The 21073-nt window shown below is 61.7% G+C and carries 20 protein-coding genes; 10 read left to right on the top strand and 10 right to left on the bottom strand.

Features of this window, described 5'->3' with window-relative positions; translation table 11 throughout:
• Positions 1-7 precede the first annotated feature (7 nt).
• Positions 8-1534, top strand: coding sequence for an amidase (locus VOM14_RS02305; protein WP_327627037.1), 1527 nt, complete (start codon positions 8-10; stop codon positions 1532-1534).
• A 3-nt stretch (positions 1535-1537) separates the two neighbouring features.
• On the top strand, positions 1538-2779 hold the full coding sequence (locus tag VOM14_RS02300) for an NAD(P)/FAD-dependent oxidoreductase (protein WP_327627036.1): 1242 nt from the start codon (positions 1538-1540) through the stop codon (positions 2777-2779).
• Between the two features lie 52 nt (positions 2780-2831).
• On the opposite strand, the gene VOM14_RS02295 is transcribed toward VOM14_RS02300, so the two are convergent.
• Both VOM14_RS02295 and VOM14_RS02290 read right to left on the bottom strand, forming a co-directional pair.
• Positions 2832-3104 (bottom strand): hypothetical protein, encoded by a 273-nt coding sequence (locus VOM14_RS02295; RefSeq protein ID WP_327627035.1) that lies wholly within the window; start codon positions 3102-3104, stop codon positions 2832-2834.
• 119 nt (positions 3105-3223) lie between these two features.
• Complete coding sequence (locus VOM14_RS02290; RefSeq protein ID WP_327627034.1) at positions 3224-4630, bottom strand: putative bifunctional diguanylate cyclase/phosphodiesterase; 1407 nt, start codon at positions 4628-4630, stop codon at positions 3224-3226.
• A gap of 272 nt (positions 4631-4902) precedes the next feature.
• Between VOM14_RS02290 and VOM14_RS02285 the strand changes: the two genes are divergently transcribed.
• Positions 4903-5853 carry a LysR substrate-binding domain-containing protein gene (locus tag VOM14_RS02285; protein WP_327627033.1) on the top strand — a complete coding sequence of 317 codons (951 nt, stop codon included), beginning with the start codon at positions 4903-4905 and terminating at the stop codon, positions 5851-5853.
• Positions 5854-5936: 83 nt separating this feature from the next.
• On the opposite strand, the gene mctP is transcribed toward VOM14_RS02285, so the two are convergent.
• Together mctP and VOM14_RS02275 are read right to left on the bottom strand one after the other, a co-directional pair.
• The gene (gene mctP / locus VOM14_RS02280; protein ID WP_327627032.1) at positions 5937-7418 is read right to left on the bottom strand and encodes a monocarboxylate uptake permease MctP; all 1482 of its coding nucleotides are present in this window, start codon (positions 7416-7418) and stop codon (positions 5937-5939) included.
• A complete protein-coding gene (locus VOM14_RS02275) occupies positions 7415-7612 on the bottom strand; it encodes a DUF3311 domain-containing protein (RefSeq protein WP_327627031.1) in 198 nt (65 codons plus the stop codon). The genes mctP and VOM14_RS02275 overlap by 4 nt, the downstream gene beginning before the upstream one ends.
• A gap of 366 nt (positions 7613-7978) precedes the next feature.
• Between VOM14_RS02275 and VOM14_RS02270 the strand changes: the two genes are divergently transcribed.
• Genes VOM14_RS02270 through VOM14_RS02260 form a run of 3 tightly spaced genes read left to right on the top strand, consistent with a single transcriptional unit; the run spans position 7979 to position 10639 of the window.
• Positions 7979-9394 (top strand): cache domain-containing protein, encoded by a 1416-nt coding sequence (locus VOM14_RS02270; protein WP_327627030.1) that lies wholly within the window; start codon positions 7979-7981, stop codon positions 9392-9394.
• Entirely contained in the window at positions 9391-10038 is a 648-nt protein-coding gene (locus VOM14_RS02265; RefSeq protein ID WP_327627029.1) for a response regulator transcription factor, read from the top strand. Before VOM14_RS02270 ends, VOM14_RS02265 begins: the two co-directional genes overlap by 4 nt.
• Before the next feature lie 43 nt (positions 10039-10081).
• Positions 10082-10639, top strand: a complete 558-nt coding sequence (locus VOM14_RS02260; protein WP_327627028.1) for a hypothetical protein — start codon at positions 10082-10084, stop codon at positions 10637-10639.
• Positions 10640-10688: 49 nt separating this feature from the next.
• Here the strand turns inward: VOM14_RS02260 and VOM14_RS02255 are convergent, their stop codons facing one another.
• The 3 genes from VOM14_RS02255 to VOM14_RS02245 form a co-directional block, all read right to left on the bottom strand.
• A complete protein-coding gene (locus tag VOM14_RS02255; RefSeq protein ID WP_327627027.1) occupies positions 10689-11174 on the bottom strand; it encodes a hypothetical protein in 486 nt (161 codons plus the stop codon).
• A 22-nt stretch (positions 11175-11196) separates the two neighbouring features.
• Positions 11197-12084 (bottom strand): H-NS family nucleoid-associated regulatory protein, encoded by an 888-nt coding sequence (locus tag VOM14_RS02250; RefSeq protein WP_327627026.1) that lies wholly within the window; start codon positions 12082-12084, stop codon positions 11197-11199.
• Between the two features lie 257 nt (positions 12085-12341).
• Positions 12342-12680: a hypothetical protein gene (locus VOM14_RS02245; protein WP_327627025.1), complete on the bottom strand. Its 339-nt coding sequence runs from the start codon at positions 12678-12680 to the stop codon at positions 12342-12344.
• Positions 12681-12932: 252 nt separating this feature from the next.
• Here VOM14_RS02245 and VOM14_RS02240 point away from each other — a divergent pair, with 252 nt between their 5' ends.
• A complete protein-coding gene (locus VOM14_RS02240; protein WP_327627024.1) occupies positions 12933-13241 on the top strand; it encodes a hypothetical protein in 309 nt (102 codons plus the stop codon).
• 196 nt (positions 13242-13437) lie between these two features.
• On the opposite strand, the gene VOM14_RS02235 is transcribed toward VOM14_RS02240, so the two are convergent.
• The 3 genes from VOM14_RS02235 to VOM14_RS02225 form a co-directional block, all read right to left on the bottom strand.
• The gene (locus VOM14_RS02235) at positions 13438-14511 is read right to left on the bottom strand and encodes a DUF6765 family protein (protein WP_327627023.1); all 1074 of its coding nucleotides are present in this window, start codon (positions 14509-14511) and stop codon (positions 13438-13440) included.
• Between the two features lie 236 nt (positions 14512-14747).
• Positions 14748-15149, bottom strand: coding sequence for an FKBP-type peptidyl-prolyl cis-trans isomerase (locus VOM14_RS02230; RefSeq protein WP_327627022.1), 402 nt, complete (start codon positions 15147-15149; stop codon positions 14748-14750).
• An 85-nt stretch (positions 15150-15234) separates the two neighbouring features.
• Positions 15235-15675 carry a nitrilase-related carbon-nitrogen hydrolase gene (locus VOM14_RS02225; RefSeq protein WP_327627021.1) on the bottom strand — a complete coding sequence of 147 codons (441 nt, stop codon included), beginning with the start codon at positions 15673-15675 and terminating at the stop codon, positions 15235-15237.
• A gap of 181 nt (positions 15676-15856) precedes the next feature.
• On the opposite strand from VOM14_RS02225, the gene VOM14_RS02220 reads away from it, so the two are divergent.
• From VOM14_RS02220 to VOM14_RS02210, 3 genes are all read left to right on the top strand, one after another.
• Positions 15857-18526 (top strand): ligase-associated DNA damage response DEXH box helicase, encoded by a 2670-nt coding sequence (locus VOM14_RS02220; RefSeq protein WP_327627020.1) that lies wholly within the window; start codon positions 15857-15859, stop codon positions 18524-18526.
• The gene (gene pdeM / locus VOM14_RS02215; protein ID WP_327627019.1) at positions 18523-19185 is read left to right on the top strand and encodes a ligase-associated DNA damage response endonuclease PdeM; all 663 of its coding nucleotides are present in this window, start codon (positions 18523-18525) and stop codon (positions 19183-19185) included. Before VOM14_RS02220 ends, pdeM begins: the two co-directional genes overlap by 4 nt.
• A 337-nt stretch (positions 19186-19522) precedes the next feature.
• Positions 19523-20911 (top strand): FAD-binding oxidoreductase, encoded by a 1389-nt coding sequence (locus VOM14_RS02210; protein ID WP_327627018.1) that lies wholly within the window; start codon positions 19523-19525, stop codon positions 20909-20911.
• Positions 20912-21073: the final 162 nt, after the last annotated feature.

The raw sequence follows: 21073 nt of genomic DNA, 5'->3' as shown, positions 1-21073 counted from the left end.
GGAAGCCATGAGTCGCGACAATGAATTGCTCGGCCGCAGCGCGGTCGACTTGCGCCGGATGATCGGCGCGAAAGAGATCTCGCCGGTTGAACTGCTCGACGCCTGCATCGCGCGCATCGAGGCCGTGAATCCCGCGGTCAACGCGATCACCGCGACGGACTTTCCCGCCGCGCGAGCCGCCGCGAAACGCGCCGAAAAGCAGGTGCTCGACGGCGAAGCGCTCGGACTGCTGCACGGCTTGCCGCTCGGCGTGAAAGACCTGGAAAATACAGCCGGACTCCTAACCACTTACGGTTCGCCGACGTCGCGCGGCAACGTCCCGAAAGAGGACGTCGTGCTCGTCGAACGCTTGCGCGCAGCCGGCGCGATCGTCACCGCGAAGACCAACGTGCCGGAACTCGGCGCCGGCGCCAACACGCGCAACCCGGTGTGGGGCGCGACCGGCAATCCGTTCAATACCGCGCTGAACGCGGGCGGCTCGTCCGGTGGTTCCGCGGCCGCGCTCGCGTGCGACATGCTGCCGGTCTGCACCGGCTCGGACACGGGCGGCTCGCTGCGCATTCCCGCTTCGAAATGCGGCGTGGTGGGCTTTCGTCCGACGCCGGGCCTCGTGCCAAACTCACGCAAGCTGGTGGGCTGGACGCCGATCTCGGTGGTCGGCCCAATGGGCCGCACGGTTGCCGAAGCGTGTTTGCAACTGGCGGCGACGGCCGGCCTGTCCGCGGGTGATCCGCTCAGTTTCGCCGTCGATCCGCTTCGCTTCGCCGCGCCCGCCGACATCGACCTCGGCTCGCTGCGAGTGGGTTGGACCGAAGACTTCGGCAGTTGCGACGTCGACGCATCGATCCGCGAAGTGTTCCGCGAACGCATCGCGCTGATCGCGCCGTCGTTCCGTTCATGCGAGGAAGTGAGCTTCGATCTCGGCGACGTGCACCGCTGTTTCGATGTGATTCGCGCGGAGAGTTTCGTCGCCGGTCTGCATGACGCCTACACGCGCGACCCGAGCCAGCTCGGCCCGAACACGCGCGCCAATTACGAACTCGGCGCCAGCATGAGTCTCGCGGACAGCGCGTGGGCACAAGCCGAACAGACGCGCATCTTCAAACGCTTTCAGCATGCGTTCCAGCAATACGATGTGATCCTTTCGCCGACCACGCCGGTTTCGCCGTTTCCATGGCAACAGTTGTACGCCGCGCAAATCGACGGGCGCGAGCAGGACAACTATTACCGCTGGCTCGCGCTCACCTATGTCGTCACGCTGACCACCCATCCGGCCCTGTCGCTGCCATGCGGTGTCGATCAGGCAGGCATGCCGTTCGGCTTGCAGATCGTCGGGCCGTTTCATGGCGACCGCAAAACGCTCGCCGTCGCGCATGCGATGGAACAGGTATTCGCGCAGTCGCCGGTGTTGCGGCGGCCGCGTCCCGATCTGTCGAAACTGACGAAGCCAGATGCATCGTTGAAATCGATCGTGACCTCTCCCCCTCTTGTGGACAAGTCCGGCGCCCACGGCTCGGGACTCTCGGCGGTTTAACCGATGACGGCACTCAAATTCGACACCGTGGTGTTAGGCGCCGGCATTATCGGCGTGAGCGTGGCCGTGCATTTGCAACAACGCGGCCGCCAGGTTGCGCTCGTGGATCGCAAGCCGCCAGGCAACGAAACGTCATTCGGCAACGCCGGCCTGATCCAGCGCGAAGGCGTCTATCCGTATGCCTTTCCGCGCGGACTCGGCACATTGCTTCGCTATGCGCGCAACCAGTCGCCCGACGTTCGCTACCATGCCGATGCACTGTTTCATGCAGCGCCCTTCCTGTGGAAGTACTGGCGCAACTCCGATCCGGCGAGACATGCGGCCATCGCGAGGTCGTACTCGACGCTTATCGAACATTGCGTGAGCGAACATCGCGCATTGGCCGCCGCTGCAGGCGCGAGCGCGTTGCTGCGCCCGACAGGCTGGATCAAGGTATTTCGCAGCAGCGCGGCTGAAGACGAAGAAATACAGCTCGCGGAGCAATGGCGCAGCGAATACGGCATCGAGTTCGACGTGCTCGACGCTAACCGCTTGCAGCAGGCCGAGCCCGATCTCGACAAGGCATTGCGCGGCGGCCTGCGCTACCCGCAAGCCGATTCGGTGAGCGATCCGAACGCGCTCGTCACGGCGTACGCGAAATACTTCGAGTCGCTCGGCGGCCGATTCTTCACCGGCGACGCCACCACGCTTCGCGACGGCTGGGAAGTCACGGTGGATGCGGGCACGATTGCGGCTTCATCGGTGGTCGTCGCGTTGGGGCCGTGGTCCGACGGCTTGAGTTCGCGGCTCGGCTATCGCTTGCCGCTCGGCGTGAAGCGCGGCTATCACATGCACTACGCGCCGCGCGCGGGCGCGCGTCTTAACCATCCGGTGCTCGACGTCGAAAAAGGCTATCTGCTCGCGCCGATGGCGCGCGGCATCCGCTTGACGACCGGCGCCGAGATCGCGCTGCGCGATGCGCCGAAAACGCCCACGCAACTTGCCGCCGTCGAACCGATTGCGCGCACGCTGTTCCCGCTCGACAAACGTCTCGACGATCAACCGTGGATGGGCGCGCGTCCCTGCACACCCGACATGATGCCGGTCATCGGGCGGGCGGACAAACACCGCGGCTTGTGGTTCGCATTTGGCCACGCGCACCACGGACTCACATTGGGCCCGGTGACAGGCCGCCTCATCGCCGAGATGATGACAGGCGAGGAAACGCTGGTGGACGCGCAGCCGTTCAGCGTGGACCGGTTTTAACGGCCCTGCGAGCGGCTGCGCTGCCGCGTCTTCATGCCAATGCCGGTTCGCTTCAATGCAGCGGTTGCAGCGCGGTCCATTGCGTCCAGCCGCCTTCGCTTTGTTGCGCGCTCACGCGCAACGCGCGCGAGCCATCGGCGAAGCTCAGCGACTCCGTGCGGCACGAGTCTGCATCGGGAACATCGTGCAGGCCCACGAAACCGAGTTCGTGCTTAAACGACAGCTTTCCTTCACGCAATACGCCCAGATAAACCGGCTCTTCCTGATCCGATCGCTGGACCGTGCAGCGGTTCAACAGCACAGCAGCGGCTTCTGCATCACACATGGCCTCTCTCCTCCAGTACACAACCGCCTGACATAGCGGCACCGAACTCGCTTTTTTACGAAATCACTTTGGAAGGAATCTGCGACAGTGTCACCTTTATTACGGATTCCTTATATAACTTACCGCTGCCTGTTCGCGTGGCCGGCCCGCGATAACACGCCGGCAAATTCCGCCGCGCTGACCGGGCGATTGAACAGATAGCCTTGCAGCGCGTCGCAGCCCATATCGAGCAGTACTGCGGCTTGCGCTTCGGTTTCCACGCCTTCGGCCGTCACGCGCATACCGCATGCATGAGCCATCTCTACGAGCGCTTGCGTGATCGCGGCGGAGTCGGTATCGCGCGGCAAGCCCGAGACGAAAGAGCGATCGACCTTCAGGCTATGCAGCGGGAAACGCTTGAGGTACGACAGCGAGGCGTAGCCGGTGCCGAAGTCGTCCACTGCCAGCTTGACGCCTAGCTGCGCGAGTGCGGCCGTCGTGTCGTGCAGGGCTGCGTCGTCCGGCATCAGCATGCCCTCGGTGATTTCCAGCTGCAGCGCCGTTGCTTCGAGACCGGTTCTTTCCAGACATGCGGCAACGTGTCGCACGAGGCGCTCGTTGAACTGCACCGGAGAAATGTTCACGGAGACCCCAAGGTCCGGCGCAATACTCCAGCGCCAGTCCGCCGCCTGTGCGCAGGCCTGCTCCAGCACCCAATCGCCGATGCTTTCCATCAATCCTGCCTCTTCGGCGATCGGAATGAACTCGGAGGGCGCGACGTCGCCGAGTTCGCTGCTGGACCAACGCAGAAGCGCCTCGGCAGCTACCGTCTCGCGCGATCCGGCGTCGACCACAGCCTGATAAGCCAGCTTGAATTCGCCGCCGGCAAGAGCGTGGTGCAGCAGCTCTTCAATCCTGAAGCGGCGTTGCGCGGCCTTTTGCTCGGCGCCCGTAAAAAAGCGCAGACTGCCGCGGCCGAACTGCTTGGCGCGACGCATCGCGGAACCGGCATCGCGCATCAACGCGGCGGCGTCGCGAGCATCGGCGCCGGACAGTGCAACGCCCATCGACGCGCTCACGCGATACTCGCGGCCCGCGATTACAAATGGCTTGGCAAATAATTCGAGCACGCGTTGCGCGAACTCCGCCAACGCAGCCGCTTCGCCGCGATCATCCGCAACAATGACAAACTCGTCGCCGCCCACTCGCGCAAGCAAGTCGCCCTTCGCCATAGAACCGGCCAGCCGCTGTGCAACACTGCGTAACACACGATCGCCGAGGTCGTATCCGGCAACATCGTTGATCTTGCTGAAACCATCGAGATTGACGATCAACACCGCGATTCGCGCGGCGCTCTCCGACCTCAACATCCGTTGCGCGCGCACCGATGCGTAAGTTCTGTTGTGAACACCGGTCAGGGAATCCAGTAACGACGCACGCCCGGCCACTCCGTTAGCAGCGCTTTGCGACGCCGCGCCCGTGTTGCCCACACCTTTCGAATCGGCATTGGAATGACCTTCCGGTAGCATGGAGACTTGCTGAGTCATCTTTACACTCCTATGCTAAGCATTACCGATTGAATCGGAACCACGAGCCGACACATGAACCTCTCTTATGCTTTCGGCAACCCTGCAAAACCTTTTGGACTACGGAGATTATTGCTCGCAGCACAATGAGGTGAACCACCAGGCACTGCAACGTTGGACGCATGCCTCCACGATATTCCGGCACAGTCCGCTTGAGAACGGGCCGCTTTGGTGAACGCGTAAAGCAATGGCAAACGCTTCACTGCATGCCGCATAAACCGCTGGACCGAACAATGAAAATTCATCAACTTCGCGCCCTTATTGCGATTGCCGATGCAGGCAGTGTCCGGGGTGCCGCGCGAATGCTCAACTCATCGCCGGCTGCCGTCACGCAAAGCCTTCAACAACTTGAAGAAGTCACTCACACGCAACTCGTGCTGCGCGCGTCGACAGGCGCGGTCCTGACCGACAGCGGGAAGACGCTGTTGACCCATGCGCGGCTCGTCGCCGCGCAAATGACGCGCGCGCATCAAGCCATGGAGGCAATACGCGGCCAGCCGCGCGGACGGCTCTCGATTGCCGTCACCGCGTGGGTCGCCTTAACTTTTCTGCCGGAAGCGGTGGCGCGCTTTCGCGCGAAGATGCCGACCATACAACTCGAAGTTTTCGAAGGCTTGCTGGCCATCGCGAACCCACGTCTGCGCGACGGCAGCCTGGACATTTATGTGGGCAGTCGGGCTCCAGGCGCGATGAGTTGCGACTTCACTTATCAGCCGCTCTTTGCATCGAGTCGCGCTGTCGTGGCGGGACAGGATCATCCGCGTGCCGAGTGCCGCTCGCTTGCGGAACTGCTCGACGCCGACTGGCTCGTGGCACTCGATCCGGAAACGGAAGGCCAGGCGTCCCTTCAGATGTTCGCTCAATACGGATTGCCCGTGCCGCGCAGCATCCACTTTCTGCACTCGCTCACGGTCGCGGTCGCGCTGCTCAAACGCACGGACATGATCAGCATTTTTCCATGGCCGCTCGTCGAATTGTGTGCCGCGCGAGACGGGCTATGCGCAATTCCGCTGCGAGAAGAACTGGAAGATTCCACGGTCGGCATCGTCATGCGCACGGGCGAGCCGTCCGATGCTGCTTCGCGTTGTTTTATCGATTGCCTGATCGAAACGATCCGTGACGAATCGTGGACCCGAACCCTCGACATTCGTCGCGCGATGCAATCGGTCGAAGTTCTCGTGTAGCGCTTTTCCGGCCGCATAAAGAAAAATGCCGCGAGCCCAAGGACTCGCGGCATTGACATCATGCAACTACAACAGCAGGGCGATCAGGCCGCAGCCATCGCGCGTCGCGGCGACACGGCCGAAATGACGAACGTCACGACCACATTCACCACCAGCGCGATCAGGCCGATATAAACCGGATAGCCATCGCCGCCGACATGCAGCGCGAACACTGGCTTGAGCCCTTGCGAAATCGCGAGCCCGGTGCCAAGCGCAATACCGGCCAGCCAGCCAATGAACAGACCCGGCGTATTGAGGCGCCGCGTGTACAGCGAGAACACGATGGCCGGGAAGATTTGCAGAATCCACACGCCGCCGAGCAACTGCAGGTCGATGGCGTATTGTGTCGGCAGAAACACGATGAACAGCAGCGCGCCGAACTTCACAACGAGCGACACGATCTTCGCGTTCGATGCTTCGGCTTGCGGCGAGATGTTCGGCGACACGAGCGGACGCCACAAATTACGCGTGAACAGATTGGCCGCGCCGATCGACATGATCGCTGCGGGAACCAACGCGCTGATCGCGATAGCCGCTGCGGCGAAACCGACGAACCACGACGGGAACAGCGTGTTGAAGAGCGCCGGCACCATGTCCGACGCCGACTTCACATGCACGCCCGCTGCGATTGCCATATAGCCGAGCAATGCGATCAGCCCGAGCAGCAGCGTATACGCCGGCAGAAAAATCGCGTTCTTGCGCACCGTGTTCGCCGACGATGACGACAGCACAGCCGTCATCGTATGCGGATACATGAAGGCCGCGAGCGCCGAGCCCAATGCGAGCGATGCATACGCGGTGAACTGCGTCGGCTTGAGGATGATGCCGGTCGCGCCGCCCTTCGCCTTGAAGTACGTATCCGCTGCGTCGAACACATGCCCATAGCCGCCGAGCTTCGACGGAATCAACCAGACCGCCGCGATCACGACGATATAAATCATGATGTCCTTCACGAACGCAATCATCGCGGGTGCACGCAAGCCGCTGGCATACGTATAGAGCGCGAGAATCACGAAGGCGACGATCAGCGGCAGTTCGCCGCTCACCCCGAGGCCCTTGATCACCACTTGCATGCCGACCAGTTGCAACGCGATATACGGCATGGTCGCGACAATGCCGGTGAGGGCGATCGCAGCCGGAAACCACTTGCCGCCGTATTCGCCCTGCACATAGTCCGCTGCGGTGATGTGGTTTTTCGCATGCGCTACTTTCCACAGTTTAGGCATCACGGCGAACACGAACGGATAAACAATGATCGTGTACGGCAGCGCGAAGAAACCATAGGCACCGACCGAATACACCAACGCGGGTACTGCGATCACTGTGTAGGCCGTATAGAAGTCGCCGCCCACGAGGAACCACGAAATGATCGTGCCGAACTGACGGCCGCCGAGACCCCACTCGTGCAATTGCGTGAGGTCGCCGCGTTTCCAGCGCGCAGCAAAGAAGCCGATCACCGTGACAAGCGCGAAAAATGCGATGAAGACGGTCATTGCCACCGGATTGACAGGATTCAGATCGCTCATTTGACACCTCGGTACACGCCGTAAATCAGTAGCGAGGTCAACGGCACCCACAGAAACTGATACCAGTAAAAGAACGGAAAGCCGGCGAACGACGGACGCGTGTCGTTATAGAACGGCAGCCACAGGAGCGCGATATACGGAAGCAAAAGAATGAGCCATAGCCATGACCGGCCGGCGGATTGGGGGGTCTCCATCTACTTCTCCAAGGTCTATTATTGACACCGCGCGTCAGGACTTGTGGTCCGGAACACGGAAACCCGGTACCTGGTATCGGATATCAGGTTGCAATACCCGATGCAAAGCCGGAACCTGCTGCTTCGCAGTGCTCGTGCCGAATGGGCGGGAATGCGTAGGCCAATCCGTGAACGTTCATACGATTTCGCGCCGGCGTGACTGCAAAACGCGCGGCTAAAACCCGGCAAAAAGCACGGCAAATGCGGCCTGCAACGCGCACTATGCCGCGGGGATGTAGTATTCGCCTTCGTAAGCGTCCTCACAAGCGCGCAACTACGTAAGCCGGCTACGTACTACTACGTAGCCAACAGGCCGCCTTTTCAACGATGAAACTCAAAGCCAAGATTGTCCTGCTGGCGATCGTGCCCTTCCTTGTGGCTATCACGAGCATCGAAATCGGTGTGCGTCGCGAAGCGACCGCACTCGCGCAAACGCAGCACGCGACCACGCAGGCCGCGTACATGGCCAGCAAAGAGGTCGAGCTGAAGCACTACGTCCAGCTCGCCACTTCCGCAATCGCGCCGCTGTACGAGGCGGGCGTCGATAACGCTCGCGACGATGCCTCGCGCCGCGCGCGCGCGCTCGAAATTCTCGAGAAAATGGACTTCGGCCCGGACGGCTATTTCTTTGTTTATGACATGCATGGCCGCTCTCTGATGCATCCGCGCGAGCCGGATCTCGTGGGACGCGATCTGTCCGCGCTGCGCGATTCGCAAGGCGCGCCCACCATTCAGAAGCTGCTCGCCGCAGCCTCGCAAGGCGGCGGCTATGTGCGTTACCTGTGGCATCGTCCCTCGACGGGCAAAGTCGCTTCGAAGCTCGGCTATGTGGTGCCGCTCGAACGCTGGGGCTGGATGATCGGCACAGGCATCTATCTCGACGACGTCGACACGACCCTCGCGCATATCGATGAACGGGCCGCGATCAATATCGACCGCACGATGATGTGGATCGACGCAATCGCACTGGCGGGTCTTGCCGCAATCGCGCTGTGCGCACTGGTGCTCAACGTCACCGAATATCGCAGCGCGGACGCCAAGCTGAAGCGGCTCGCGCAGCAGGTGGTCGAGTCGCAGGAAAACGAACGCGCGCGGCTCTCGCGAGAATTGCACGATGGCATCAGTCAGATGATGGTGTCCGTGAAGCTGCTGCTCGAATCCGCGCTGGCCCGCTTCGAGCGCAGTGAGACGCGCGTGCCGGCGGCCGAGGCCGCGCTCTCCACGAGCCTCACGCGTCTTGGCGATACGCTGCGCGAAGTTCGCCGCATTTCTCATGCGCTGCGCCCTTCGATGCTCGACGATCTCGGCGTGGCCGCGGCGCTCGAACAACTCACGCGCGAACTCGGCGAACAGTCCGGCGTCGAGATTGGCTTCACACACATTGCGCACACACACGCCGCGTCTTTGCCCGATGCGGTGAACACCGTGCTGTTTCGTGTTGCGCAGGAAGCGCTGACCAACATCGTGCGGCACGCGCACGCGTCGAATGCGGCGCTTGCACTCGAAGTCTCCAACGACACAGTCACGCTGACAATCGCCGACAATGGTTGCGGATTCAACGTGACCGACGCATTTGTCGGCCGCCGCTCGGGTGTAGGGCTGCGTAACATGCGCGAGCGCGTGGAGGCATTGGGCGGTACGCTTGCGCTCAGTTCGCTGCCTGGCCACACGCTCGTCACCGCCCACATGCCGCTCGGCTCAACCGGGTCTCACAGGCAGAGTTCGCAGGAAACCTTTTCATGAACGACACATCACACGCCACGGCCCGGCTGATTCTTGTCGACGACCATCCGCTCGTTCGCGATGGTTTGCGCGCGCGGCTCGAAGCGGTGCGCAATATCGAGGTGGTGGGCGAAGCCGGCAATGCACAGGAAGCACTCGCGCTCGCGGCGAGCCACGAGCCTCATCTCGTGCTAATGGACGTCGGCATGAACGGAATGAACGGCATTGCGCTCGCCGGCATGTTTCATGAGCGCTTTCCCGCCATTCGAGTGCTGATGCTGTCGATGCACGACAACCTCGAATACGTCACGCAGGCCGTGCGTGCCGGCGCGAGCGGTTACATACTCAAAGATTCTCCGGCGACCGAGATCATTCAGGCCATTGGCGCGGTGCTCGACGGCAAGACGTATTTCAGCGCCGGACTCGGCGCGAGACTGATTCAGGCGTCCGCCATGCAATCGCCGGTTGAACGGCTGACGCCACGCGAGCGCGATATTCTCGATGCACTCGCCGAGGGCTTGTCGAGCAAGCAGATTGCTCAGCGCAACGACCTCTCGGTGCGCACGGTGGAGACGCATCGTCTGAATCTGAAGCGTAAGCTCGATATTGAAGGTCAGGCCGAATTGATCAAGTTCGCGGTGGAGAACCGGCGCACGAAGCGCTAATACGGAAGAACGTGTCGCAGCGCATCACGTGGAGACAATGACGATGAGACAGGTCAATTGCGCGGCTTTGGGTTTATGTTTGTCTCTCGGCATAGTCGTGTTTTCACCTCTGCTCGATGCGCATGCCGAGGAACCACGCATCAATCGCGGACACGATCCGTTCTTTCAGATATCGAAGGCAATCGCCGGATGCCCGGTGCCGTTGGGGCCACTCGAAACCGAACAGGAATGGCTCGCAGACAGCCATTACCGCATTGAACGCGGCAATAGTTGCTGGATAGAAGGCCGCTGCCGATTATCGAATGCTTACCTGTACGATGCAGAAATCGCCGATGCAGTCCAGCGGCGTCTTGCCAACATCAATGCTGCGACACACTGGCGCGAGCAATCGACGCTGTGGTTGATGCTGCAGCGGCGCTTTATCTATGTACAAGGCTGTGTTGCGGCGGGATTCGATAAAGAAGCGTTTTTACGTGAGCTTGCTAAAACCGCGGATGTGGAACGCGTTATCGACGACACGACGAACAACCCGCGCGCCGCGCAATTACCTTATCAAACGCTCGCGGAACCGGACCGGCCTGTACTGGACCCGGGCAATTAGCAATGTAGTAAAAAGCGCGAGCGGCTAAAGAACCGCTTCGCGCATTCACTTACCGTACCAGTGCAAACGCTTCGCGACTGGCGATTTCCGCCGCGCCGTACACGCCGACCACGGTATAGTCCGACGCCACGCATTCGAACGTCGACGCCTGAAACGTGATGACGAAGTGACGCTGAGCGACTCCCGGCATGGCAACGGCGGAAAGCTCATCGGCCAGAGACGAGTTAATCACTTCGTGCGCCGAATAACCAGCGAGCCCTTGCGATGCGAGCGGATGAATCTCCAGATCACCCTCGCCAGGCGGCCCCAGACGATGAAACACCGTGTCGGGAAACAGCACGGCACAGAAAGGATCGTCGTCCGGATCGAACGGGCCGAAGCGCTCGAAGTCGGACTCCGCAATCGGATAAGCGAGAATCACGCGGCGGTCGCTGGCTACGATGAACGGTTCGGCCGCATCAACCGCCGGATGAGGAACAGAGTCCAGCAGGACGACCACGTCTTCCTGCCGGGATGATTCAAGCGAGCGGGTCATGTACTTCGCTATTCCAGTACGCTTACGCGCTCGCCTGCTCGATCGGGGCTTGCGGTGCTGTCTCGCTCATCGCGACTGGCGCCTCGGTGCTGGCCGCGCGCTTGCGACCCGGCGCTTTCGCGGGTGCTTTAACCGCCGCTTTCGTTGCGGCTTTTGTTACCGCGCTGGTTGCCGCTTTCTTCGCACCGGCCTTGCGCGCAGCAGCCTTCTTCGCAACCGGTTTGACGGCGCCTTTCTTCGCCGCGACCGGCTGCGCGCCCGCCTTGGCCTTTTTCGCCACGACTTTTTTCGCCGCGGCCTTCTTGCTGACGGCGCCACTAGTTGCCGCCGATTTCACTTTGCCGGCCTTCCCTGCTGCTTTCGGGCCAGCATCACCCGCCGACGGCGCTGCGTCGCTATCGATCAAGAACTTGCTGCGATCTTTTACCGCCGCGAGCCACGCGGGCGCCGGACCGCGCCCGCTCCAGGTTGCGCCGGTGGTGGGATGGCGATACTTGGGCGGCTGCGCGCCTTTCGGCTGACCTTTACTTTTCGCGCCGCTCGCAACCACTTTCGCCGATGACTTCGATTCGCTTGCGCCCTCGATGAGGAACACATTCCGGTCTTTCGCGTTGGCAATCCAGCCCGGCGCGCGGCCGTGGCCGGTCCAGGTCGCGCCGGTTTTCCGATCGCGATACTTCGCCACCTTCTCGCCGCTTGCCGTTGCGTTGCCGCTTCCTGCGTGACCATTGACGGCATTCGCGGCGCGACGCGCTTTCGCCTGGGCTTCGATATCCGCAGTGGTCAGGCCATGCTTGAGCATCAATGCGCGAATCTGGTCGATTGCGACTTGTGCTTTCCTTGCAATAAGGACGTCAGCTTGCGCCTGGAGCTTCTTAAGTTTTGCCTGGATCTGCTCTAACGTGGGCATTCGATTGCTCCTTATGTGGTAATCGATTGAACTATGCCATGAATAGCGTCAGAAAGGCATAGCCGTGTGGTCGTGAAAACCCCGGTCTATTTGCTCTGCGCACACCGGAGTACGAAACTTTCTTTAATGTACTCGATTGACGTGTTTTTGCATGACTTTGTTCTGCGCCTTATCGACTTTTTTTATTCCTGCTCCGGCTTTCCTCTTCTCCGGCTTATCCGCTTTCTCTTTTATCTTTCCAATTATTGCAGCACTGCTCAGGTCGGTGTGAAAACCACAACCTGGCGGTCGGCAATGTATCTGACGCTCCGCAAAAAGCGGTACTGCTGATCGTCGGCGGTAATCCGGTTGAGGCCGATTCGCGTCAGTGCCAGCATCTCGTCTGCTTGCTGGGCGGATACGACGCCTTCGTCGCGCAGATCCTCCAGCGCGCTGGACGGATCGCCCACATACACGCTGCGCACCTGTGCGCCGATCCGCATGAGCACCACGCTTTTGCCCTCGTCGAGCGCCAGTTCGAGGTAGCCCGCCAGCGTTCGCAACGACTCCGGCGTGCAGCTCTGGGACTGAAAAATCGCAGCGTTCGATGGCGTCATGTCGGTTCCCTGTCACCCATATGGACAAAAAAAGCGGCCACTGTGCGTTGCTGCAATAGCCGCTTCTACTATAGGCAAGCAGGCGGAGATTCGCAGGCTTCCGATCCGCTTTTTAGCGTCGATCTGGCCGGTAACCGCACGTTACCAATCTCGCACCGCTGTTTCACCTGTGTCCGTGGAGCGCTTTTACACTTTGAACCGTCCATTAGGGCAAAGCTTTTGCACCGCACTTCACGTGCAAGGAGAAGGGAAATGAACAAGAAGATCGTTGGCGCGGCACTCGGTTTGGCAGTTCTGGCGGCATCGTCGGCTGCTTCGGCCCACGTGAATCTAGCCGTCGGCGTCGGCATTCCAGTCGGCGTCTATGCGCCGGCGCCGGTTTATGCGGCGCCTCCGGTTGCCTACGGTCCCGCTCCGGTCGCCGTCGCCTACGGCGATTACGGCGATCGCGACGGCTGGCGTGAACGCGAATGGCGCGAACGCCGCGAATGGCGAGAGCGTGAGTGGCGCCGCGAACAGTGGCGCGAGCACGAATGGCGCGAGCGCCGTTGGGGTTATTGAAACCCCATTCGATAGCGCGACTTCCGCGAATCAGCGCAACAGTACTTCCAGACGAAACTCACTCTCGTGAAAGATGACGGCCGCCCTCGCGGCGGCCTCATTCACCTCCGCGGCGCCCGGCACGCACCTCCGCACCTCCGCACCTCCGCACCTCAATGCCGATGCGTTTCAAGCCGCCGCGTTTCAATCCCATGCATCACGCAATTCGCAAGCCATAAGCCGGCAGAATTTCCTGAGTCGTCACGAACCGGTGTTCTTTGACCGCGTCATGAAAGAGCCGGTAATCGCTCTTCTCGAATGCATCGGTCCATAGCGGCTTATCGCCGGTGTCGTCTTCGGAACGCAAACCCGTGGCTTTGTACTTCCACGAGCCGACGCCTTTGGGCACATAGTCCGGAATCGGCTCTTTGAGGCTGGGAATGCCGCCGCTTTCCACCACCTCGCAGATCGCGCGCAAGCGCCGGTTGTCGTCCATGATCCGATTGGTATCGAGCAGCTCCGTGAGCGCGTCTTTCACGTTTCCCGGCATGCCCTCTTCGTTTTCGAAATCTTCCCGGCCACTCACATAGGCACGCACCGCGCGACATGCCATTTCCGCCGCCTGCACAAACTCCGGCAAGTTGTATCTCTGGATGAACATGTTTCTGCCGTCGATGTAATGCCATCGCGCCCACGGCTGATCGGGATAGTGCAGGGCAGCGCCGTGGCCGACGGGTAGCGCCAGCGTCAGCACATCCTCCTCGACGTGTTGAACGAGGTGCTGCATGGCGAGCGTGAGGTTCGCGAACCAGCCTTTGCGTGTGCAATCCTGCGCCTCGAGCAAATGGACCCGGTTACCCGGACTTTCTATGCCCGCGAACCCCTGATGCGCCCACGTGTCGACATAGGTATGAAGCGTCACGCCCAGGCGATGCAAGCCGGTCTGCGCATCGCGCTGCCGGATTGCGCGCCGCACGACTTCGCGCGCGACCGCGCTGTCCGCACGGCACACGGCTTTTTCTTCGAGCGTTTCGCCCTCGCCCGCGGGCAAAAAATGGAACGGCGCCCATACGAGCCGGTTCTGGTCGTTCTCGGTGTTGGCGTAGTCGAAGCTCTTGTGCGCGGTAGCAAAGCGCTCGAATGTCTCGCCGCCCTCGAAACGAAGGATGCCCGACGTGGTCGCGTCGTCGACATACTGGCAGGCATGAGCGACAGTCAGCGCCTGACTCGGAATCATCCCGCCGACCCGGGCGATGATATAGACCACGCCGTAGTGAAAGTCGATATTCATGGCATACGCTCCTAATGCACGATGAATCACAGCGACCCTGGTAAACGAGCGAGCGCGCCGGGACTTGAAAAAGCGCGGTGCCTGGTTCTGTCCGCCTGGTTCTGCCCGCTTTTTTCTGCCTTCCCTGCTGGGTATTTTCTAATCCTTCTAGCTTAGTCAAAGCGCGCGAAAACATATAAAAAAAACCCGCTGCGATTTCCGGAGCGGGGTTCGATTTCAGCGCATGCCGCGCGGCGTTATTTGGCGATGTCGACCAGTTCGACCTCGAAGGTCAGATCGCTATTCGGCGGAATAATGCCCACGCCGCGGCTGCCGTAAGCCGTGGCGGCCGGGCAGGTCAGTTTGGCCTTACCGCCGACTTTCATGGTCTGCACGCCTTGCGTCCAGCACGGAATCACGCGATTGAGCGGGAAGGTTGCCGGGCCGCCGTGCTTGGCCGAGCTGTCGAATTCGTTACCGTTGGCGAGCGTGCCGCGATAGTTGACCTTGACGACGTCGGTGGCGGTGGGTTGCGCGCCGGTGCCTTGCACCAGGTGCTCCACGATCACGCCCGAGGGCAGCTTCTCGGTAGTGGGAGCGGCGGCCATTGCCGTGGATGAAAGAACAGTAGCGGCGAGCAGAGCAACGATAGCTTTCAAAACAAATCTCCAGATGGGTAGTACAGCTCATTGTAGCGTAACGAATGCAGCGAAATAGAACGCAACGGAATCCAGCGCGCAGTTGTTAGAGACGCAGTCGCGCATAGTCGCTTGCGGGTGCATCGCCACGCGCGATAAAGTCCGCGAGTGCCGTTTCCCGCTCGCGGACATCGGCGAGCGAAGCGGGGTCGAGCAGCGCCGTGATCACTTCTTGCCTGTCGCGGCTCGCTTGCGCTATCGCGTCGCCATATGGGCTCCAGATCGCGCTCGCGCCACAGGTCTCCCAGCCGCCGGTTGTGCCGACATCGAATGCATAGCGGGCAGGTTCGCCGGCAATCAGGCCGGGTTCGTAGCCGCTTAAAAACTTCTCGGGAAAAACCACCAGTTTCGCGCCGCGATCTGCGGCAAGGCCGGTCAATTCGACCGTTCTGGCGATATTCGCCGTCACGTCGCCGCACACCGCCTGGGCCTGCGCGGCCGCGATGCACAGTGGCACTTGAGGCAACGATGCAGGATTGATATCCACCGTAAGCTCCATGATGAGTCGAACTGTCCAGGCCATGTGAAGCCACGGCATTTAAACACGGACCGCACACACGTGCCAGTGCGAGGTTCTTGTGAACCAGCGGACTGCGCAGGCGGTCCACATTAAAGTGCACGGCGAACCATCGCCGCCATGCGAATCCGATGCCAACGAGCGCTTTCGAATGAACGAGCCGGTTGATCCCGACCAACACGACGTGCCCACGCCTTCGGCCATGCCGGAGCGCACTCGCGCGCCCCGGCCCCGACGCATTCCACGCAGCCGCGAGACACAGGCGCGGCTCGACGCGCGCGCGCCGGCATTCGAGCCGGCACCGTTTGCCATCGACGAAACCGCTGCGCGCCGCCCTTTCGCCGACAAACTTCACGCGTGGTTCGAAACCCGCCGCTGGCAACCGTTCGATTTTCAGCGCAACGTGTGGCGCGACATGCAACGAGGCGCGAGCGGCTTGCTGCACGCGACCACCGGCGCGGGCAAAACGTGGGCCGTCTGGTTCGGCGCGCTTGCCGCGTTCGGCACACGCGCGGCATCTGTTTCGCCGTCCGCATCGGCATCGGCCCGCAAGCGCGCCGCCCGCCCGCAGCCCGAGCCGCTCACGGTTCTATGGATCACACCGATGCGCGCGCTCGCCGCCGACACCGCCCGCGCATTGCAAAGCTCGGCGATCGAACTCGCCGTGCCATGGACAGTGGGCCTGCGAACCGGCGACACGTCCACGGCGGAACGCGCGCGACAAAATCGGCTCATGCCGTCCGCGCTCGTCACCACGCCAGAAAGTCTGTCGCTCATTCTCACGAGGCCCGACGCGCGCGAAGTACTCACGCACGTGCGACTCGTGATCGTCGACGAATGGCATGAGCTTCTCGGCAACAAGCGCGGCACGCAAACTCAACTGGCGCTTGCGCGTCTCGCGCATTGGCGGCCCGCTTTGCAGGTATGGGGATTGTCGGCGACGCTCGGCAACCTTCCCTTCGCAGCCGATGTACTGCTCGCGCCCGTCAAAACACCGCGCGCGAGCGTGCAGGGCAATCTGCCGAAAGCATTGATTGTCGACACGGTGATTCCCGCAACGATCGAACGATTTCCCTGGGGCGGTCATATGGGCATGCGCCAGGTGCAGGCCGTGGCCGATGCGATCGGCGAGGCGCGCACGTCGCTCGTCTTCACCAATACACGCTCGCAATGCGAAGTCTGGTATCAGGCGCTGCTCGAAGCGCGGCCCGAATGGGCCGGCGCCATCGCGTTGCATCACGGTTCGCTCGATCAGGAAGTCCGCGAATGGGTCGAGCGCGGGTTGAAGAATGGTCTGCTGAAAGTGGTTGTATGCACATCGAGCCTCGATCTCGGCGTCGACTTTCTGCCGGTCGAGCGCGTATTCCAGATCGGCTCGCCCAAAGGCGTCGCGCGTCTGATGCAGCGCGCGGGCCGCTCGGGCCATGCGCCGGGGCGTGCCTCGCGCGTGACGATCGTGCCCACGCATGCGCTCGAACTCGTCGAAGCGGCCGCCGCGCGCGAGGCCGTCGAAAAGCGCCAGATAGAAGGCCGCGAAACGCCCGAGAAGCCGTTCGATGTTCTCGTGCAGCATCTCGTGACCGTGGCGATAGGCGGCGGTTTCGATGCGGCCGAACTGTATGGCGAAATTCGCAGCACGTATGCATATCGCCATCTGACGCAAAGCGAATTCGATTGGGCTCTAGGTTTCGTGGAAGGCGGCGGCACTGCGTTGCGCGCGTATCCGGACTATCACCGCGTGGTGCGCGAAAGCGACGGACTGTACCGTGTGCCGCGTCAGGACCTTGTGCGGCGTCATCGCAACAATGTCGGCACGATCGTCGCAAACGGCACGCTGAATGTCGCCTATCCGGCGGGTGGGCGCATCGGCGCAATAGAAGAGTCGTTTATTTCGCGTCTCAAACCAGGCGACATCTTCACTTTTGGCGGACGCGCGCTCGAATTGATTCGCGTGCAGGACATGACCGCGTGGGTGAAGCGCGCCACCTCGGCGCGGGGCGCGATGCCGCAATGGGCAGGCAGCCGCATGCCGCTCTCGTCCGAACTGGCCGACGCCACGCTGACCATGCTCGCCCGCGCCGCTCACGGCATCTATGACGAACCGGAAATGCGCGCCGTTCGGCCGCTACTCGAATTGCAGCAAAAGTGGTCGGCATTGCCGGAGCCTGGCGTGCTCGTCGCCGAAGTTCTCAAATCGCGGGAGGGACATCATTTCTTCTGTTATCCGTTTGCAGGGCGCACCGCGCATGTCGGTTTGGGCGCATTGCTCGCGTGGCGCGTCGCGCGCGAGAAGCCGGGTACTTTTTCCATTTCAATGAACGACTACGGCTTCGAGCTGTTGTCCGCGCAACCATTCAACTGGGCCGCGGAACTCGAAAGCGGTCTACTGTCGCCGGAAGAACTGGATCATGACATTCTCGCCAGCCTCAATTCGTCGGAGTTGTCGAGGCGGCGCTTCCGTGAAATTGCGCGTGTCTCTGGGCTCGTCTTTCAGGGACATCCTGGGCAACAGAAAAGCGCGCGGCAATTGCAGGCGTCAAGCGGCCTCTTCTACGACATATTCCGCAATCACGACAGCGGCAACCAGTTACTGAATCAGGCGGATGCCGAAGTGCTATTGCAGGAACTCGACGCCAAACGCATTCGCGCCGCGCTCGAACGCATGAATGACAGCCGCCTTGCGCTCACGCGCCCGAAAAAACCGACGCCGTTCGCGTTTCCGCTAATCGTCGGACGCCTGCGCGAGAAAGTCAGCACCGAGAAGCTCGCGGATCGCGTGGAGCGGATGCTCGCCGAACTCGAAAAGGCGGCTCGCACATGAAACCCGCGTCATTGCCGGTTGAAATCGCCGGGCATGTGCTCGTGCTGTCGAGCCTGCGCGCGGCGTTCGATCCCTCGCTGCGTTGTCTTTTCATTGCCGACGCGCATTTCGGCAAAGACGCCGTATTCCGCGCACGCGGCGTGCCGGTGCCGGTCGGTTCGACTGCCGATAACCTGATGCGTCTCGACATCCTGATCGCCGAATTCGAGCCGGCCCTGCTCGTGTTTCTCGGCGACCTGCTGCACGCGCGCGAAGCGCATGCAGACGAAACGCTCGACGCGCTGCACGTGTGGCGCGAGCGCCATGCAGGTTTGCGGATCGTGCTGGTCGAAGGCAATCACGACCGGCATGCAGGGCTTCTCCCGGATACGTTGCGTGTGGAATATGTGCAGGAGCCCTGGCGCATCGGACCGTGGGCGCTATGCCATCACCCGCAAACGGTCGACGGTGCATATGCACTCGCCGGTCATGTACATCCTGTCTATCGGATTGCCACGCGCAACGATTCGGTGCGCGTGCCGTGCTTTCGTCTTGGAACGCAATGCGGCGTGCTGCCCGCGTTCGGCAGCTTTACCGGCGGGGCGCGCGAAGACGGTCGCGTCGGCGTGGAAAGGGTATTTCTGGTGGCTCAGGAAAAAGTATTCGAAGTGCCGCGTTAAGGCATCGCGGGTCACGCTGACACACGATTTTCGTCATACCTGTTGCGGCAAAACGCTCAAATGCGCGCGCAACCAACACATCTTTACGCGATGTTTTTCACAAGCGCATGCACCATTCGCCGCGCGCCCCCTCGCCCGGCCGCGAGCTATTTCTCGCGGACCGCCGCTCTGCGGGCGTCCGCGTAAAAAGCAGAACGAGCGCGGGTATACGTGTGTTTGACTCTTTAAAACAGCCCCGTTTACTGGACGCAGAACGAACCCGTCAAGGCTCTTTTGGTTCTGCGTTGATCAGTCAACGGTGCGCGACGAGCGCCCCCGCAACCCCTGGAGACAAGCCATGGCACAAGTGTCGAGCAGCGCCATCGAAGAACTAAAAGGCGCTATACGGGGGCAGCTCGTGCTGCCCGAAGATTCAAACTTTAGTGAAGTGCGCAATATCTGGAATGCAATGATCGAGCGCCGTCCGGCGATGATCCTGCGTTGCGCCGGTGTCGCCGATGTGCGTCGCGCGGTGGCGTTTGCGCGCGACAATCATCTGCCGCTCGCGGTTCGCGGCGGCGGCCACAACATCGCCGGCAGCGCGCTCTGCGACGACGGCATCGTGATCGACTTGTCGCTGATGAAATCAGTGCGCATCGATCCGTTCAAAAAGCGCGCCTATGTCGAACCTGGCGCGACGCTCGGGGCCTTCGATCATGAAGCGCAGGCCTTCGGACTCGCCACGCCGCTCGGCATCAATTCGACAACGGGCGTGGCGGGCTTGACGCTCGGCGGCGGCTTCGGCTGGATCAGCCGCAAGTTCGGCATGACGGTAGACAATCTCGTTTCAGCGGACGTGGTGACCGCTCAAGGCGAATTGCTTCGCGCCAGCGCGGAATCGAATGAAGACCTGTTCTGGGCGATTCGCGGCGGCGGCGGCAATTTCGGCGTGGTCACGTCATTCGAGTTCGCGCTGCATGAGGTCGGACCGATGGTGTATGGCGGCCTCGTCGTGATGCCGCTCGATCAGGCCCGTGACGCGCTCGTCAAATATCGCGCGGCCGCCGAGCAAATGCCCGACGACCTCAGCGTGTGGGCAGTGTTGCGGCTCGCGCCGCCGCTGCCGTTTTTGCCCGCCGACGTGCACGGCAAGCCGGTGATCATCTTCGCGATGTGCTACACGGGCCCGACGGCTAACGGTCCGTCGGCGGTGGCGCAAGTCAGGACATTCGGCACGCCGGTCGGCGAACATCTCGGCGAAATGCCATTCGCCGCGTGGCAACAGGCTTTCGACCCGCTGCTCACGCCGGGATCGCGCAACTACTGGAAGTCGCACAATCTCGCCAGCATCGACGACGGCCTGATCGACGCGCTCCTTCAGTCGATCGACAATCTGCCTTCGCCGCAATGCGAGATTTTCTTCGGGCAGATCGGCGCGCAAACGCAGCGCGTGCCCGTGAGCGCGACCGCTTATTCGAGCCGCGACACGCATTACGCGATGAACGTGCATAGCCGCTGGGAAGATGCCGCCGACGACGAACGCTGCATCGGCTGGGCGCGCGCGTTCTTCGACGCCGCGGCGCCGTTCGCGCTCGGCAGCGTCTATGTGAACTTCATGACACAGGAAGAAGGCGCGCGCGTGGCCGACGCGTATGGGCCGAACTATGAACGGCTCGTCGCGGTGAAGAGCCGCTACGATCCGCACAATCTGTTCTGTCACAACCAGAACATTCGCCCGGCAATGTAATGTCCAACAGCGAGGAATCGGCGCACCGCGAGCGCGAATTCCTCGCCACGAGGCACACCCCGCCGCCTCTGCGCGCGGCAATGGGGTCAGGCACGGCAAATGCTGCTTTATCATTGACGTCGGCTTCACGGCCAGCGTCACCGCATTACCGTTCCATCGATA

It is taken from the genome of Paraburkholderia sp. MPAMCS5 (genome assembly GCF_036016995.1).
Classification (GTDB): Bacteria; Pseudomonadota; Gammaproteobacteria; order Burkholderiales; family Burkholderiaceae; genus Paraburkholderia.
The sequence above is the reverse complement of the archived record's forward strand: the minus strand, read 5'-3'. Positions and strand labels throughout refer to the sequence as shown.